Genomic DNA, 13923 nt, shown 5'->3' on the forward strand with positions numbered 1-13923 from the left:
AGTGGTTATTAGAACTGATATGAGTTAACGGCAAGTCCGTAAGGCAATTCGGTCAGTACATGACTGATGGTGGACTACAAAAAATTGGTGAACAAATGATTGAAATCGATCTTGATAAGGTAACGATTCGCGAGTTTAACCAGCAACTGCATGATCTGAATGGCACCGATAAAAAGGAGGCCTATAAGATTATGAATCCCAGAGGCAAGCATTCTGTTGCTGTTGGTGCGGATGCCCCCGTCGACATTACTGTTGAAGGCCACGTTGGCTATTACTGCGGCGGTATGAACAAGCACGCGAATATTGATATCAAGGGCAATGCCGGACCGGGTGTTGCCGAAAACATTATGTCGGGCTGCGTGCGTGTACAAGGGAATACGTCGCAGTATGCAGGAGCAACGGGTCGTGGCGGCATGCTGGTTATAGAAGGCGACGCGAGTTCCCGTTGCGGCATATCAATGAAAGGTGTCGATATTGTGGTAGGCGGCTCCGTCGACAATATGAGTGCATTCATGGGGCAGGCGGGAAATCTTGTTGTGTGTGGGAATGCGGGGCACGCTCTTGGTGATTCACTTTATGAAGTCAAGATTTACGTTCAGGGTGAAGTGAAAAGTCTCGGGGCCGACTGTGTTGAAAAAGAGATGACCGAAGAGCATGTTGCGAAACTCGCCGAGTTACTGGAAAAGGCGAAGATCAATGCCGACCCGAGAAAGTTCAGGCGTTATGGCTCTGCAAGGAAGCTATACAATTTCAAGATTGATAACGCCAGATTGCCCGAATAATTCACACCGCGAATATTACTGTTGCGTAGAACCCGGAGTATTACCATGAGTGATTCAACCGATAACGAACATAAACCACAAAGACCTCTGCCCCCACTGGTAGAGTCGTTTACCTGGAATAGGGGCACGATCAGTGAAATACAGCGTGCGGCCGAAGAGGGTATTTACAGTATACGTGGTGGCGGTGCCAAACGTTATGTGCCCCATTTTGACGATCTGCTGTTTCTGGGCGCCAGTATGTCCCGTTATGCGCTGGAGGGTTACCGTGAGCGCTGTGATACCGACGTAGTACTCGGTAGCCGTTTTGCCAAGAAACCGTTGCATCTGGATATCCCGATTACCATTGCCGGCATGAGTTTTGGTGCCCTCTCGGCGGAAGCCAAGGATTCGCTGGGTCGCGGTGCGAGCATGATGGGGACCAGTACCACGACAGGTGACGGCGGCATGACACCAGAGGAACGCAAGTCGTCGAAGACCCTTGTGTATCAGTTGCTGCCTTCGCGCTATGGCATGAATCCGGACGACCTGCGAAAGGCCGACGCCGTCGAAGTCGTATGTGGTCAGGGTGCCAAGCCCGGTGGCGGCGGCATGCTACTCGGCCAGAAGATCAGTGATCGCGTTGCCGAAATGCGTACTCTGCCGAAGGGCGTGGATCAGCGCAGTGCCTGTCGGCATCCCGACTGGACCGGTCCGGACGATCTGGAAATCAAGATCCAGGAGCTGCGTGAAATCACTGACTGGGAGAAGCCCATATACATCAAGGTCGGTGCGACGCGAACATATTATGACGTTAAGTTGGCGGTAAAGGCCGGCGCAGATGTCATCGTGGTAGACGGCATGCAGGGCGGGACTGCTGCCACACAGGACGTATTCATCGAACAAGTGGGGATTCCGACCATGCCGGCAGTGCGTCTCGCCGTTAAAGCATTGCAGGAGATGGGCATGCATCGAAAAGTGCAGCTCATAGTATCGGGCGGAATCAGAAACGGCAGCGATGTTGCCAAATGCATGGCTTTGGGTGCTGATGCTGTTTCTATAGGTATGGCCGCATTGTATGCACTGGGCTGCAACGATCCAAAATACGATGAAGACTATCGCCAACTGGGTACCCGGGCCGGCTTTTACGATGCCTATCATGAGGGTCGTTGTCCCGCCGGCATATCCACCCAGGATCCGGAACTGTCCAAACGACTGGATCCCGAGCTTGGCGGCCGCCGGATAAAGAATCTTCTACAGACCATGATGCTGGAAGCGCAGACCCTGGCCCGGGCCTGTGGCAAATCGCATCTGCACAACCTTGAACCGGAAGACATGGTGGCATTGACGGTGGAATCCGCAGCTATGGCCGGTGTGCCACTGGCGGGTACGGACTGGATTCCCGGCAATACAAGGTACTGATCAATTAATCAAATGATAGCGATATCAATGTAAGTCTTAAGGGGAATAACGATGGTTGACGCATTCAAAGAAACGAATCCCAAGGGGATTAACCTCAAGGACGTGGCGAAGGAAAAAGGGATTGAGTACTTTCTGGTCAGCTTTGTTGATTTGTTTGGTGCGCTACGCTCCAAACTGGTTCCGACCCGGGCCATAGAGCAGATGCAGAATGACGGCGCCGGCTTTGCCGGTTTTGCCACCTGGCTCAACATGACGCCGGCACATCCGGACCTGTTCGGTGTGCCCGATCCGGAAAGCCTGGTGCAGATCCCGTGGCAGAAGGAGATCGGCTGGCTGGCCTCCGATCTGTACATGGACGGCAAGCCGGTTGAAGCGTCGCCGCGAGTGGCCCTGAAGAACCAGCTGAAACGCGCCGAGAAGATGAACCTGCGCATGAAAACCGGCGTGGAATGCGAGTTCTTCATTATCAACCAGAGCGGCACTGCGATCGCCGACACTGCCGATGAGGCCACCAAGCCCTGTTACGACCAGCTCGCATTGATGCGTCGATTCCCGGTGATTCGCAAGATTTGCGACGCCATGATCGAGCTCGGCTGGAATCCCTATCAAAACGATCATGAGGATGCCAATGGCCAGTTCGAGATGAACTGGGACTTTGACGATGCGCTGAAGACGGCCGACCGGCATGTATTCTTCAAGTACATGGTCAAGGCACTGTGCGAGAACGAGGGCATGCGGGCGACTTTCATGCCCAAGCCGTTTTCGCATCTCACCGGCAACGGTTGTCACGCCCATATTTCATTATGGGATCCGTCCGGCGAGGAAAACCTGTTTCTGCATGGGCCGAATGAGCTTGGCCTGTCGGAACTGGCCTACGATTTCCTCGGCGGCATCATGCACAATGCCGAAGAGTTGTGCGCCTTTTTCAACCCGACGGTCAACAGTTACAAGCGCATTAACGCGCCACGCACTTCGTCCGGTGCTACCTGGGCGCCCAGTTCGGTCACCTATTCCGGTAACAACCGCACGCACATGATCCGCGTGCCCGGCGAAGGCCGTTTCGAACTGCGCCTGATGGATGGTGCGGCCAACCCCTATCTGCTACAGGCCTCGGTACTGGCTGCCGGTCTCGACGGTATCAGTAACAAGCGCGATCCGGGCAAGCCGCATTACATCGACATGTACGAGGAAGGTCATACTGTCGAGGCGGACAAGAATCTGCCCAAGTGCCTGCTCGACGCTATTCGTTTGCTGGACAAGAGCACCATCCTGCGCAAGGAAATGGGCGACGATCTGATCGATTCGTTCGTATTTCTCAAGAACCAGGAGTGGCGGGATTATGCCACCCACCTGACGGAGTGGGAACGGGCCAATACGCTGGATATTTGATGCCGGCCATGTAACGCGTCCGGCGGCAAACATAACAATACGGTCGCCTCGATCAGGAACGGGGTCCGGTATAGATAATAATAAAGGGATTCTGAAACCTGTTCGGACAGGTGACTTACCTGGCCAGTCGGCCAATCTTTGATTTTTTAACGGGTTAGTGGGAATTGACCTGGCCAGTTTTCGACCTGGCCCGTACAGGGAGGTACATCGTTGTAATCAATAATTATTAAATAAAAAGCGAGTTCTCAGGAGGTTGATGATGCATAAGCGAGGAAGTTGTCTTCTTGCAGGCATGCTTGCCTGTGTTGCCAGTGGTGCAGCACAGGCGAACAGTCCGCATTCTTTCAGTGCCAATGTCGGTTTGTTCTCCGACTATATCTATCGTGGCATATCCCAGACTGATCGGGGCCCTGCGGTTCAGGGCGGTTTTGACTATGCCTATGATGCCGGCGATGTTGATGCCTATCTGGGTGTCTGGGGATCCAATGTCGAGTTTGGCGGCGGTGATGATAACAGTGTAGAACTGGATGTTTATGGCGGTCTGACCGGTGAGCTTCTGGATTCCGGTGTTGGCTGGGATCTCGGTGGCATTTATTACATCTATCCCAAGGATGACAACGATCTGGATTTTGGCGAGGTCTATCTGGGGCTGGACTACACCTTTCAGAATGCGCCATTGAGTCCGACGCTGGCGACCTATATTTATTACTCGCCTGACTTCTCCGGTAACACCGGCGATGCCTACTATATCAATCCCAGTCTGGGGTTGAGCCTGCCACATGAGTTCAGCCTGAACCTGTCTTATGGCTATCAGGATGTTGACGATATCGGTAACTATTCGAACTGGAGTGTCGGCGTTTCCCGCGATATCAGTATATTTACACTGGGTTTGAGCTACTCGGATACATTCGATAATGAAGATTTCTGTGCCGGTAGCTCCATCTGTGACGATACATTCGTATTCAGCGTTTCAAGCAGTTTCTAGGCAACAGGAAATAACACAGAAGTATTGCCTGAAGCAGTTTGGATATTCCATCAACACTTAGTTCGGGAGTGAGGATAAATGGATAATGAATTAACAGCATTATCAACAATATTTACCGAGTTCTATTACTGGGTAACGGTCGTCATGATGTTTCTGATTCATGTCGGCCTGGTTGCCTATGAGTTCGGCGCGACACGACCCAAGAATGTCAACCAGACCCTGATACGTCATATCATGAGCCTGGCCATTGTAACCATCACCTGGTTCCTGTTTGCCTGGTGGATCTACTGGGCATTCAATAACGGGCCGTTCCTGTTTGGCGGATTAATCTCCAATGATCTGACAGCCGCGGCATTACCATGGGCGAAGGAGATGGGACCGCACTTCCAGGATCATATCTGGGGCGTGTTCTGGGCCGCCTTCCTGCTGTTCTCGTGGGTCATGAGTGCCATCCTGTCCGGCGTCGGTATCGAGCGCGTACGTACCGGTGCCTTCATGATTCTGTCCGTGCTGGTCGGTTCGGTGACCTGGATCTGGCATGCCTCCTGGGGCTGGCATGCGGAAGGCTGGACCACGCAGTTGCTGGGTTATCACGATGCCTATGCCTCGGGCGTGATTCACGCCATCGCCGGTGGTGCCTGTCTGGCGCTGGCCATTGTGCTGGGACCGCGTATCGGCAAGTTCGGCAAGAACGGCGAGGTCCGTGACATCAAGCCGCACAACTCGTTCCAGGCGGTTATTGGCCTGTTGATCATCTACACCGGCTTCTGGGGCTTTTATGCAGCCTGCAATATTCCGATCATGGAATTCACTGCCGGTGGCGAGGCCATCTTCACGGCAACGACCATCTACGGAACTCCGACGACGCTGTCGGCCATTACCTTCAACTTCCTGATGTCGCTGACCGGTGGCCTAATGGCCGGTTACATCGTCAGTAATCGGGATCCGTACTGGACGGTATCCTGTGGTCTGGCCGGCATTATCGCCGCCTCGGCCGGTAATGATCTGTACCATCCGCTGATCGCCATGTTCGTCGGTATCGGCGGTTCGGTTATCGCCTACAAGATGCATCACTATGTCGAACGCCGTTTCAAGATCGACGATCCGGTTGGCGCCGTCGCGGTACACGGTTATGCCGGCACCTTCGGTCTGCTTGCCTGTGGCTTCCTGCTCTGGGGTTACCCGGCAGCACCGGCAGCACCGGGCGTTCAGGACTGGGCCGGCAGTGTCGGCTGGCTGGGCACGACGCCGATGGGCGACCCGGCGATCAATCCGCTCGGCATGTTCATCGGTGCGATACTGTGCTTCGGTGTGTTCGGTTTCCTGGCGACCTGGATCGTCTGTCGTGTACTCAATGCGATGGGCATCCTGCGTGAGCCGGCTGAAGTCGAGGTGGCCGGTGCCGATACCTGGCTTGAACAGGATATTTATCCCTACAGTGCCGGTGCGGTAACCGAGTTCGAGGCCATCGAGCTTGCAGAGATGAATAAAAGGGACTAAATGACAAGTATCGCCTCTCCCGCATGGCGGGAGAGGCTGTCCTAAACTGACTGTAATCAGATCGAGGAAAAGATTATGTCGACAGGAATACAGGATTGGGTGAATTTTTCGGAAATCACGGCTATCTATCCCTTTCAGGGATTCGAAGGCATTCTGGTCATCGCCGCGGTAGTGTTCTGGCTGTGGTGGCATTTCCGGGCCATTCGGGACGAGGACCGGGAAATGAAAGAGGCGGCGGAATACTATCGCCGGGTGGGTCTGGAGAATGTTCTTCATCCGGATGGCAAGGCCCGCAAGAAGAAGTTGATGTCGGACGATTAGCTATCTTCCGAATTTCCAGCTGATCGTTAACACGGATGGTTAACGAGGATGGCCCCGCCAGGGGCCATCTTTTTTTGTGCCCTGCCAATAAAGCCCCGTAATCCTGCCCCTGACAAGGCTGTGCAGACAAAACGGTAGCCGGATTGAGCTGTTGTGATGGCGGTCACGGATTTGCCTGGTTTGTTACACAATCACTGCATCATTCAGGTCTGTAATGACTATGGGCATGCTGGTTGTACTGCATGCCCGTCCATTCTAAATGAAGGAAGGTGATTGCCATGAAAACCAGACTGCTGGCCTTTTTGGGCCTGATACTGTTGTCAGCCCCTGCGTTTGCCGATCACCGCCACGACCAGAGCATCGATTCTGCTATTGGTGGCGGCCTGGGCGGTGCGCTGGGTGGTTTCCTGGGTGCCGAGCTGGGTGATCGCGACGGCGGCATTATCGGCGCCGGCGCGGGTGCCGCACTGGGTGCGGCGTACAATACCCGCGATACCGAACCGCGGCGTTATTATGCCCATGATCGCAAGCGCTACGGCAAGTACCATCACGAACCGCGTTACAAGCGACACGATCGCGGCCATGGTCACGGCCAGCATTTCTGCCCGCCGGGCCAGGCCAAAAAGGGTCGTTGCTAAGCAGGGTGGCACCTGCATTGCCCCGGAAGCGGGTGGCTTCCGGGGCATCAGGATAGTATCGAGATAGCTCGTACTGTTTATGCGATGACGACGCCGTGCCAACGGTTGCGGTCATGATGGTTGCCTAACCGGCATCCGTTTGTATTTGCTGCATCAGCAGGTCGCGCTGGAAGACCAGCACCTTGCCCTGGGTGAGGGCCAGTTCGCGACACTGCGCCAGTGCCTGTTCCGACTTGGTGATTTCAGCGGCCAGCGTTTCATAGGCTTCCTTGTCCAGTTCCTGGTAGAGCGCGGCGTCCGGCCGGTCGCTCTGGCTAAGCTCGTCGGCCTCGTTCAACTCGGCGCTGCTGAGCGGTGTCAGGGAATCGGTGGCGATCATGTGCGGCTACCTCCTTGTTCGCTGTTTGGGGTTGATGCGTTTGTATACGACATCCGGGTCCAGCGGTTAGGTGTTGTTGTTCCCGGAATTTTTGTCATCGGCTTCGAGTGACTGCGTGGCCGTGTCGTCGCCCGCCTGACTGGTCCAGTCGGCCGACAGGCGCTTTTTCGGCGTCAGGCCCATGTCGCGCAACTGTTCGATCTGGCGGACGACGTTGCCGGAACCATCGAACAGGCGCTTGCGCGCATCGCTGTAACTTTTCTGGGCACGGTCGAGGTTGGTACCGATCTGATCCATGGCCTCGCTGAAATTGACGAACTTGTCGTACAGGTTGCTGGCGCGGTCGATGATCGCCTGGACGTTGTTGTTCTGGCGCTCGTACTGCCAGATGCGTTCAATGGTCTTCAGTACGGCGAACAGCGTTGTTGCGCACACGGGAATCACGCGCTTTTGCATGGCCAGTTGCACGAGCCCCGGGTCCTCCTGCATGGCGGCAAAGTAGGCCGGTTCGATCGGTACCCACATGAGTGTGTAGTCGAGCGTATGAATGGCCTTGATGTGGTCGTAGCGCTTGCCGGCAAGTTCGTCGATATGGCGGCGCATCGACTGGACATGGGCTTTCAGCTGGGCGTCGCGCTCGGTGGCGTCGTCACTGTTGGCATAACGTTCGTAAGCGGTGAGTGACACCTTGGAGTCGATGACGATTTCACGCTGCTCGGGCAGATGGATGATGACGTCCGGACGCAGCCGGCCGCCGCCGTCGGCATCATCGGTGGCGTAGCTGGTCTGCACCTCGTACTCTTCACCCTTGCGCAGACCCGAGTTTTCAAGAATCCGCTCCAGCACGATCTCGCCCCAGTCGCCCTGGCTTTTGCTGTCGCCCTTGAGGGCATTGGTCAGTGCGCTGGTCTCGCTGACTATATGCCGGATCTGTTCGCCCAGGGTGTGGCGTTCCTTGCTGGCTTCGCGGACATCGCGATGCAGGCTTTCGACTTCGTTGCGGAACGGCTTGAGCAGATTCTGCAGCTGGTCGGCGCTGGCCTTGCGGAACTGTTCGGATTTCGAATCGAACAGCCGGCTGGCGATGTTTTCGAATTGTTCGCCGAGTTTCTTTTCCGCCTGCTGCAACAGTTCGAGTTTCTCGTTCAGGCTCTTGCGCTCGGCGTTGAAGCCGGCTTCCTGGCTCTTGAGATCGGACTGCAGTGTGCTGACCTCGCGCGCCAGGCGGCTGGTCTCCTGCTTGTAGGCTTCGAGTTCCTGGCCCAGTTCACGCTGACGCTGTTCGGCATAGTCGCGTGCCTGTTCGGCGCGCTGCCGGGCCGCTTCGGATTCGGCCAGGCCGGCGGCGATTTCGGCACGGCTCTGGCGGCCACGCAGCCACCAGGCCAGCAGGAATCCGGCGATGAGTGTCGCGATACTGATCAAGGGCCATTCGATGGCCATGTACGGCTCCCTGTCTTAGTGAACAATGAGTTGATAGTGTAACCGATCGCGTGCAACGGACTGTACCGTACGGCCTTTCATGCCGACGCTGTACTGACCGGGCCGCGATAACGCAGCGGTGCGTGGCAACGGCGACAATAGTACTGCCGCTCGCCGCGTTGTTGTCGGTTATGGCGCACCGTGGTGAGTTGTTGCTCTGTGTCGCAGTCACAGTGATAACTGAAGCGCCGCTGGCGACGTACGGCCACTGCACTCAGGTCGTACTGGTGACAGCGTTCGGCCGGCTGACCGAAGTCGGCCATGATATGTTGCCATGTCTGGCCGTGTCCCAGTCCCTGGCGGCCATGTCGCAGAACCGCGACGGCATGGGCGATTTCATGAGCGACGGTTGTGTGGATATAGGTGTCCGCATTGTGTCGGGCGATGGTCAGGTTAAAGCGAATGGCAAGCGGTCGGATGCGTCGCGGCCGGCGTGTAAACTGGACCTGACCGGCGCTGCTGCCACCGAGATCGAAGCGGATCGCCGGCAGTGCCTGACCGTGTAGAACGCCCGGGTAGAGCCGATCGGCCAATTGCCAGTAATAGCGGGCGGTCTCCAGGATGCGGTGACGGAGTGCCTCGCCGTCAGACACCGTGCCTGGGCTTGTGGGCGATTTGACCATGACGCCTATTGTACCGATCAATAATATTGTCTGGCAGTGTTCGGCGGCGCGCAAACAAGCCGCGCGGCTGTCTATATAATGTGATGGGTCGCCACGATGCGGCACTTGTTTAACCTGAAGGAGTGATCACTATGCCTGTGCGAAGTCTTTTGCTGCCCCTGTTGTTGATTGTGGCGGCCTGCACAACGTCACCGACCGGCCGCCAGCAGTTATTGTTGGTCGGTGATGACCAGATGCAGCAGATGGGCGCGACCGCGTTCGCGCAGATGCGCGAAGAGATGCCGCAGACGAACGACAGCGGCAAGCGCAATTACGTCAATTGCGTGGCCGACCGGATTATCGAGCAGTTGCCGCAGGGCAGCGGCCAGAACTGGGAAGTGGCGGTGTTCGAGGATGACAGTGCCAATGCCTTTGCCTTGCCGGGCGGCAAGATTGGCGTGCATACCGGTCTGCTCGATACGGCCGAAAACCAGGATCAGCTGGCGGCGGTGATCGCCCATGAAGTGGCGCACGTGCTGGCCCAGCACAGCGCCGAGCGCGTCTCGCAGCAGTACGCCACGCAGGCGGGCGTGGACCTGGTCGGTGCGCTGGCCGGCGGTGAGGGTCAGATGCGCCAGCAGTTGCTCGGACTGCTCGGTGTCGGTGCCCAGGTCGGCATACTGTTGCCGTACTCGCGCCTGCAGGAGAGCGAGGCGGATGTCTATGGACTGGAACTGATGGCCAAGGCCGGTTTCGACCCGCGGGCCAGCGTGCCGCTGTGGCAGAACATGAAAAAGACCGGCGGCGGCTCGCCACCGGAGCTGTTGTCGACGCATCCGGCGCCGGACACCCGTATTCGTGAGCTGCAGAATCAGATCCCGAAGGTCATGCCTGCCTACGAGGCGGCGCGGGAACGCGGTAACCGGCCGAACTGTCAGGTCCGCTAGATATCCGCCGGCGGCAAAAAAGACCGCGGCCATCCCTGACCGCGGTCAGCCTCCTCTTCTATCGTGAACAACGCGGGTGGTGGCATTTGCCTGCGTTCGTCATCAAGGGGCATGACGACTGCGCTGCCGGCTCCACCCGTGACCGTTCACGATCATCTCTACGTCGTTTGCGTCTCGGCAGATGCAGTGTCGCGGCGGTCGATTATGAGCGTTCTAGGATTTGAACAGGCCGTAGAGGAAGCGTGTCAGGCGGCTGGTTTCCGGTACCAGCTCGCTGCGGATGAGCAACAGCGCGCCGGTGGCGGTGAAGAACTCGGCCTGCTCGACACCCTTGCGGGCGTACAGGTAATCGCCGGCGTTGAAGGTTTCGTCGCCCATGCTGATACTGCCTTCCAGCACCAGGCATTCTTCCTCCTGGATGTGGCTGTGGCCGGGAATGCGGCTGCCGGGGGCCAGCTCCCAGAGACTCGTCTGCGTGCCCTGGTCGCGGTCCAGCCGCAGGTTCTTGATGCGAATGCCGGGCAGTAACGGTCGCCATTCGCCACTGTCGGCGCGCACGATTTCGGTCTCCGGCTGGCCGACATGCTGCATGATGCGGCCGCGCATGCGTGCCCGTGCCGCGGCATCCGGCGATACCGGCGTCAGCGCCTCGGCCAGCGCCTGCTCCAGGCGCGGGTCCAGATCGTCCGGTGAATGCTGCGGTTCGTCAGCCATGCTGCCCGTTATGCTCGTCGAGTAGTTCGCGCAGCCTCAGCAGACCGCGACGAATATTGGATTTAACCGTTCCCAGTGGTGTGGCCAGGCGCTCGGCGATTTCCTGGTGCGACAAATCTTCGAGAAAGCTGAGCGAGATAGCCTGCCGCTGGGCGGGAGTCAGTTCAGCCAGCGCGGCATGTATATGCTGGCTGGTTTCAGTCAGGTCCAGCAGGTCCACCACCGGGACCTGTTCATAGTCGCTATACGTCGGCGATGACGCTTGCAGATGCTGCTGGCGTTGCTGGCTATGACGACCCAGTTTGCGCAGTCGGTCCAGTGCCCGGCTGCGGGCCATGGTCAGCAGCCAGGCCATGACCGGGCCGCGTTCCCGGTCGAAACGCTGCGCCTGGTCCCAGACCTGGTTGTACACGTCGACGGCCACTTCCTCGGCATCAGGCGGCTGGTGCAGGATGCGCAGGGCCAGCCCGTAAACGCGGCCGATCGTGGTTTCGTAAAGTTCGGCCAGCGCGGTGGCGTCGCCCGACTGAATGCGGATGACCAGTGCCTCGAGCTGGGCGTCAATGTCGGTGTCGGACGCGTCCCGGTTCATGATTGCGTCAGCATAACAGAGACCGTGCCGAGGTCCGTTGCCACGGTTGCTGGCTGTGCCTCGTGCCGGCAGCGGTTTTTGCTAATGGTAGTGTCAGGTTTGGTGACGGCAAATCGAACGTCGTCTCAGCCGCGCTGTACGAGGTAGACGCCCAGGGCCAGCAGCAGCAGTCCGCCGAGACGCGTCAGTGACACGCTTTGTACCGGCACATCGAAAAAGCCGAAGTGATCGAGTATGACCGCGCCGGCCATCTGCCCGGTCAGCATCGCTGCCAGAAACGCGGTGCCGCCGATCTGCGGTACCGCCAGCAACGAGCCGGTAACAAACAGCACACCGAGCATGCCGCCGAAAAACAGATACCAGGGAATCTTGCGCAGGCTTTCGGCCGCCGGCAGCGCCGGCTGCAGGCACAGCAGGATCACGGCCAGAAACAGGGCGCCGCCGACAAAATTGATCGCCGAGGCCTGCAGCGGATGGTGGAGATACTTGCTGAGCAGGCCGTTCATCGCGGCCTGATAGGGCACCAGCATGCCGGCGCCGACGGATATCAGCAGAAAAACGGGGGTGGCGGTCGAACTCATCAGGGCTGTCCGGATGTAAAAAAGTCGATTTTACAGGCTCGCACGCGCCTGTCATCCGGCTTTGGCCATGATTGCCATGGCGGATCAAAAAACCCGGCTTGCGCCGGGTTTTTTGATGCTGCAGTAATGTCGTCCGTGCTGATTACTGCGGCGGCGGGGTGCCACCACCACCTTGCTCTTTCTGCATCTGTTCCATGCGCTTGCGCATCTGTTCCTGCCGCTGACGCTGCATTTCCTCGAGCTGGTCGCGCTGGTCGGCAGTCAGGACATTGTTGATGTCTTCCTGGGTCTGCTGCTGCAGCTCCATCTGTTTTTCGCGCTGTTCCTGGATGATGCCCTCGATTTCGCTCTTTTGGTCGTCGCTCAGGCCGAGCTGCTCAGCCAGGCGGTCCATCGGGTCACCGCCGGGGGCACCGCCGCCAGCGCCCGCGCCCGCCAGCGCCACGCCCGGGGCCAACATGGCAGTGAATACAACCGCACTGAGTAATTTTTGCATAACTGAATCCTTGGAGAATGTATTTATATAGAACAATAACTTAGTCAGTCGCCGTCGGCCATCGTTCCCTCCGGCGCCGCGGCAGGCATGACCATGACTGAGATGGCGCCTGACTGCAAGAGTTCACGGCGATTCGCGTTTGCCGGGCTATTGCGAGCTGTCCCCGGCCGGGCTGGTTTCGACCGTGACCGGTACCACGTCGGCCGGTGGCTCGACGACCAGCTTTTTCAGCGGCTGTTTGCTCGCCGCCTGCAGGCGGCTTTCCAGCTGCGCCTGGCGATCGCGCAGCTGCTCGATGCGCTGCCGGGCGTTGGTCAGTGCCGCGCGTTCGCTCTGCAGTTGTGCGCGCAGCTGCAGTTGCTGCTGCTGCAGTCTGCTGACCTGGCTGACGCGCTCGATCTCGGCCGCGGGCAGGTCGCGCGTTGTCGCCGCTGCCTGGGCGGCCAGCAGGTCGTGCTGGCGTTGGGCCTCGGCGCGATCCACCACCTGTACCAGCTCGGCTTCAACAACCGCGCGAACGGCACGGCTATAACGCTGGCTCAGCGTTTCATGCTGCAGCTCGAGTGTGTCGTAAGCGTCCTTGGTATTTTGCAGGCGTTCTTCCAGCGCCTGGTAGCGCTTTTCGGCAAGCTCGCGCTGGCTCTCGGCCTTGGCGTTCAGGACCTCGATGGTCTCGTCGAGGCGATCATTGTCGTCCTGCAGCTGGCTGTAATCCTGCTCCAGCTGCGCGTGGTTCTCTTCCAGGCGGGCGTAGCGTTCGGGCCAGTTGGCTGCCTCGAACTCGGCCAGCTGCTGTTCGCTCTGTTCGAGCCGGGTCTCGAGTTCGTCGATCGATTCGCGGCTGTCGGCCAGTGCCGTCTGGCTGTCCGCGTAGCGTTTTTCCAGCGCGGCACGCTCGTTTTTCTGTGCCTGCAAGGCGGCGCGCAGCTTTGATTCACGCTGCTCGAGGGTATTGATGCGTTGCTGCTGGTCGGCGTCGTAGCGCTGCCAGAATTGTGACCAGAATACCGAGGTGATGCCGGCCACGGCGACCGCCGTGACCAGCAACAGCGCGATAGGAGTCCGTTTGCCTGTTGCCCCCTGCATGCAGCGGATTTTGAGTCAGGCGCCGGTGCGG

16 protein-coding genes are annotated in these 13923 nt (G+C 58.1%); 8 read left to right on the forward strand and 8 right to left on the reverse strand.

Going from position 1 to position 13923, the window contains the following annotated elements; all coding sequences use genetic code 11:
- Positions 1-95: 95 nt before the first annotated feature.
- The 7 genes from J2T55_RS00130 (at position 96) to J2T55_RS00160 (ending at position 7013) form a co-directional block, all read left to right on the forward strand.
- Positions 96-782, forward strand: a complete 687-nt coding sequence (locus J2T55_RS00130) for a GltB/FmdC/FwdC-like GXGXG domain-containing protein (protein ID WP_259053728.1) — start codon at positions 96-98, stop codon at positions 780-782.
- A 45-nt stretch (positions 783-827) separates the two neighbouring features.
- Positions 828-2180, forward strand: coding sequence for an FMN-binding glutamate synthase family protein (locus J2T55_RS00135; protein WP_259053278.1), 1353 nt, complete (start codon positions 828-830; stop codon positions 2178-2180).
- A gap of 51 nt (positions 2181-2231) precedes the next feature.
- Positions 2232-3569 (forward strand): type III glutamate--ammonia ligase, encoded by a 1338-nt coding sequence (gene glnT, locus J2T55_RS00140; protein ID WP_259053281.1) that lies wholly within the window; start codon positions 2232-2234, stop codon positions 3567-3569.
- 256 nt (positions 3570-3825) lie between these two features.
- Positions 3826-4554, forward strand: coding sequence for a TorF family putative porin (locus J2T55_RS00145; RefSeq protein WP_259053283.1), 729 nt, complete (start codon positions 3826-3828; stop codon positions 4552-4554).
- A gap of 78 nt (positions 4555-4632) precedes the next feature.
- Positions 4633-6054: an ammonium transporter gene (locus J2T55_RS00150; RefSeq protein ID WP_259053285.1), complete on the forward strand. Its 1422-nt coding sequence runs from the start codon at positions 4633-4635 to the stop codon at positions 6052-6054.
- A 75-nt stretch (positions 6055-6129) separates the two neighbouring features.
- A complete protein-coding gene (locus J2T55_RS00155; RefSeq protein ID WP_259053287.1) occupies positions 6130-6375 on the forward strand; it encodes a hypothetical protein in 246 nt (81 codons plus the stop codon).
- Positions 6376-6653: 278 nt separating this feature from the next.
- Entirely contained in the window at positions 6654-7013 is a 360-nt protein-coding gene (locus J2T55_RS00160; RefSeq protein WP_259053288.1) for a hypothetical protein, read from the forward strand.
- Between the two features lie 124 nt (positions 7014-7137).
- Here the strand turns inward: J2T55_RS00160 and J2T55_RS00165 are convergent, their stop codons facing one another.
- From J2T55_RS00165 to J2T55_RS00175, 3 genes are all read right to left on the reverse strand, one after another.
- Positions 7138-7392: a hypothetical protein gene (locus J2T55_RS00165; protein WP_259053290.1), complete on the reverse strand. Its 255-nt coding sequence runs from the start codon at positions 7390-7392 to the stop codon at positions 7138-7140.
- Between the two features lie 66 nt (positions 7393-7458).
- Positions 7459-8835, reverse strand: a complete 1377-nt coding sequence (gene rmuC, locus J2T55_RS00170) for a DNA recombination protein RmuC (RefSeq protein ID WP_259053292.1) — start codon at positions 8833-8835, stop codon at positions 7459-7461.
- Positions 8836-8912: 77 nt separating this feature from the next.
- Complete coding sequence (locus tag J2T55_RS00175) at positions 8913-9497, reverse strand: SprT family zinc-dependent metalloprotease (RefSeq protein WP_259053295.1); 585 nt, start codon at positions 9495-9497, stop codon at positions 8913-8915.
- Between the two features lie 131 nt (positions 9498-9628).
- On the opposite strand from J2T55_RS00175, the gene J2T55_RS00180 reads away from it, so the two are divergent.
- The gene (locus J2T55_RS00180) at positions 9629-10423 is read left to right on the forward strand and encodes a M48 family metallopeptidase (protein WP_259053299.1); all 795 of its coding nucleotides are present in this window, start codon (positions 9629-9631) and stop codon (positions 10421-10423) included.
- Between the two features lie 213 nt (positions 10424-10636).
- On the opposite strand, the gene J2T55_RS00185 is transcribed toward J2T55_RS00180, so the two are convergent.
- The 5 genes from J2T55_RS00185 to J2T55_RS00205 form a co-directional block, all read right to left on the reverse strand.
- On the reverse strand, positions 10637-11137 hold the full coding sequence (locus tag J2T55_RS00185; RefSeq protein WP_259053302.1) for a cupin domain-containing protein: 501 nt from the start codon (positions 11135-11137) through the stop codon (positions 10637-10639).
- Complete coding sequence (locus tag J2T55_RS00190; RefSeq protein ID WP_259053304.1) at positions 11130-11729, reverse strand: sigma-70 family RNA polymerase sigma factor; 600 nt, start codon at positions 11727-11729, stop codon at positions 11130-11132. The genes J2T55_RS00185 and J2T55_RS00190 overlap by 8 nt, the downstream gene beginning before the upstream one ends.
- A 125-nt stretch (positions 11730-11854) precedes the next feature.
- Positions 11855-12310, reverse strand: coding sequence for a DMT family transporter (locus tag J2T55_RS00195; protein WP_259053306.1), 456 nt, complete (start codon positions 12308-12310; stop codon positions 11855-11857).
- Between the two features lie 142 nt (positions 12311-12452).
- On the reverse strand, positions 12453-12806 hold the full coding sequence (locus tag J2T55_RS00200; protein ID WP_259053308.1) for a hypothetical protein: 354 nt from the start codon (positions 12804-12806) through the stop codon (positions 12453-12455).
- Between the two features lie 147 nt (positions 12807-12953).
- Positions 12954-13892, reverse strand: a complete 939-nt coding sequence (locus J2T55_RS00205) for a coiled-coil domain-containing protein (RefSeq protein WP_259053310.1) — start codon at positions 13890-13892, stop codon at positions 12954-12956.
- Between the last annotated feature and the right edge of the window lie 31 nt (positions 13893-13923).

Source organism: Methylohalomonas lacus (assembly GCF_024808875.1).
GTDB classification, from domain to species: Bacteria; Pseudomonadota; Gammaproteobacteria; order Methylohalomonadales; family Methylohalomonadaceae; genus Methylohalomonas; species Methylohalomonas lacus.

Bases quoted from the DNA above. Each gene is read 5' to 3' on its own strand.
- J2T55_RS00130 (WP_259053728.1), top strand. From the start codon at position 96: ATGATTGAAATCGATCTTGATAAGGTAACGATTCGCGAGTTTAACCAG.
- J2T55_RS00135 (WP_259053278.1), top strand. From the start codon at position 828: ATGAGTGATTCAACCGATAACGAACATAAACCACAAAGACCTCTGCCC.
- glnT (WP_259053281.1), top strand. From the start codon at position 2,232: ATGGTTGACGCATTCAAAGAAACGAATCCCAAGGGGATTAACCTCAAG.
- J2T55_RS00145 (WP_259053283.1), top strand. From the start codon at position 3,826: ATGATGCATAAGCGAGGAAGTTGTCTTCTTGCAGGCATGCTTGCCTGT.
- J2T55_RS00150 (WP_259053285.1), top strand. From the start codon at position 4,633: ATGGATAATGAATTAACAGCATTATCAACAATATTTACCGAGTTCTAT.
- J2T55_RS00155 (WP_259053287.1), top strand. From the start codon at position 6,130: ATGTCGACAGGAATACAGGATTGGGTGAATTTTTCGGAAATCACGGCT.
- J2T55_RS00160 (WP_259053288.1), top strand. From the start codon at position 6,654: ATGAAAACCAGACTGCTGGCCTTTTTGGGCCTGATACTGTTGTCAGCC.
- J2T55_RS00165 (WP_259053290.1), bottom strand. From the start codon at position 7,392: ATGATCGCCACCGATTCCCTGACACCGCTCAGCAGCGCCGAGTTGAAC.
- rmuC (WP_259053292.1), bottom strand. From the start codon at position 8,835: ATGGCCATCGAATGGCCCTTGATCAGTATCGCGACACTCATCGCCGGA.
- J2T55_RS00175 (WP_259053295.1), bottom strand. From the start codon at position 9,497: ATGGTCAAATCGCCCACAAGCCCAGGCACGGTGTCTGACGGCGAGGCA.
- J2T55_RS00180 (WP_259053299.1), top strand. From the start codon at position 9,629: ATGCCTGTGCGAAGTCTTTTGCTGCCCCTGTTGTTGATTGTGGCGGCC.
- J2T55_RS00185 (WP_259053302.1), bottom strand. From the start codon at position 11,137: ATGGCTGACGAACCGCAGCATTCACCGGACGATCTGGACCCGCGCCTG.
- J2T55_RS00190 (WP_259053304.1), bottom strand. From the start codon at position 11,729: ATGAACCGGGACGCGTCCGACACCGACATTGACGCCCAGCTCGAGGCA.
- J2T55_RS00195 (WP_259053306.1), bottom strand. From the start codon at position 12,310: ATGAGTTCGACCGCCACCCCCGTTTTTCTGCTGATATCCGTCGGCGCC.
- J2T55_RS00200 (WP_259053308.1), bottom strand. From the start codon at position 12,806: ATGCAAAAATTACTCAGTGCGGTTGTATTCACTGCCATGTTGGCCCCG.
- J2T55_RS00205 (WP_259053310.1), bottom strand. From the start codon at position 13,892: ATGCAGGGGGCAACAGGCAAACGGACTCCTATCGCGCTGTTGCTGGTC.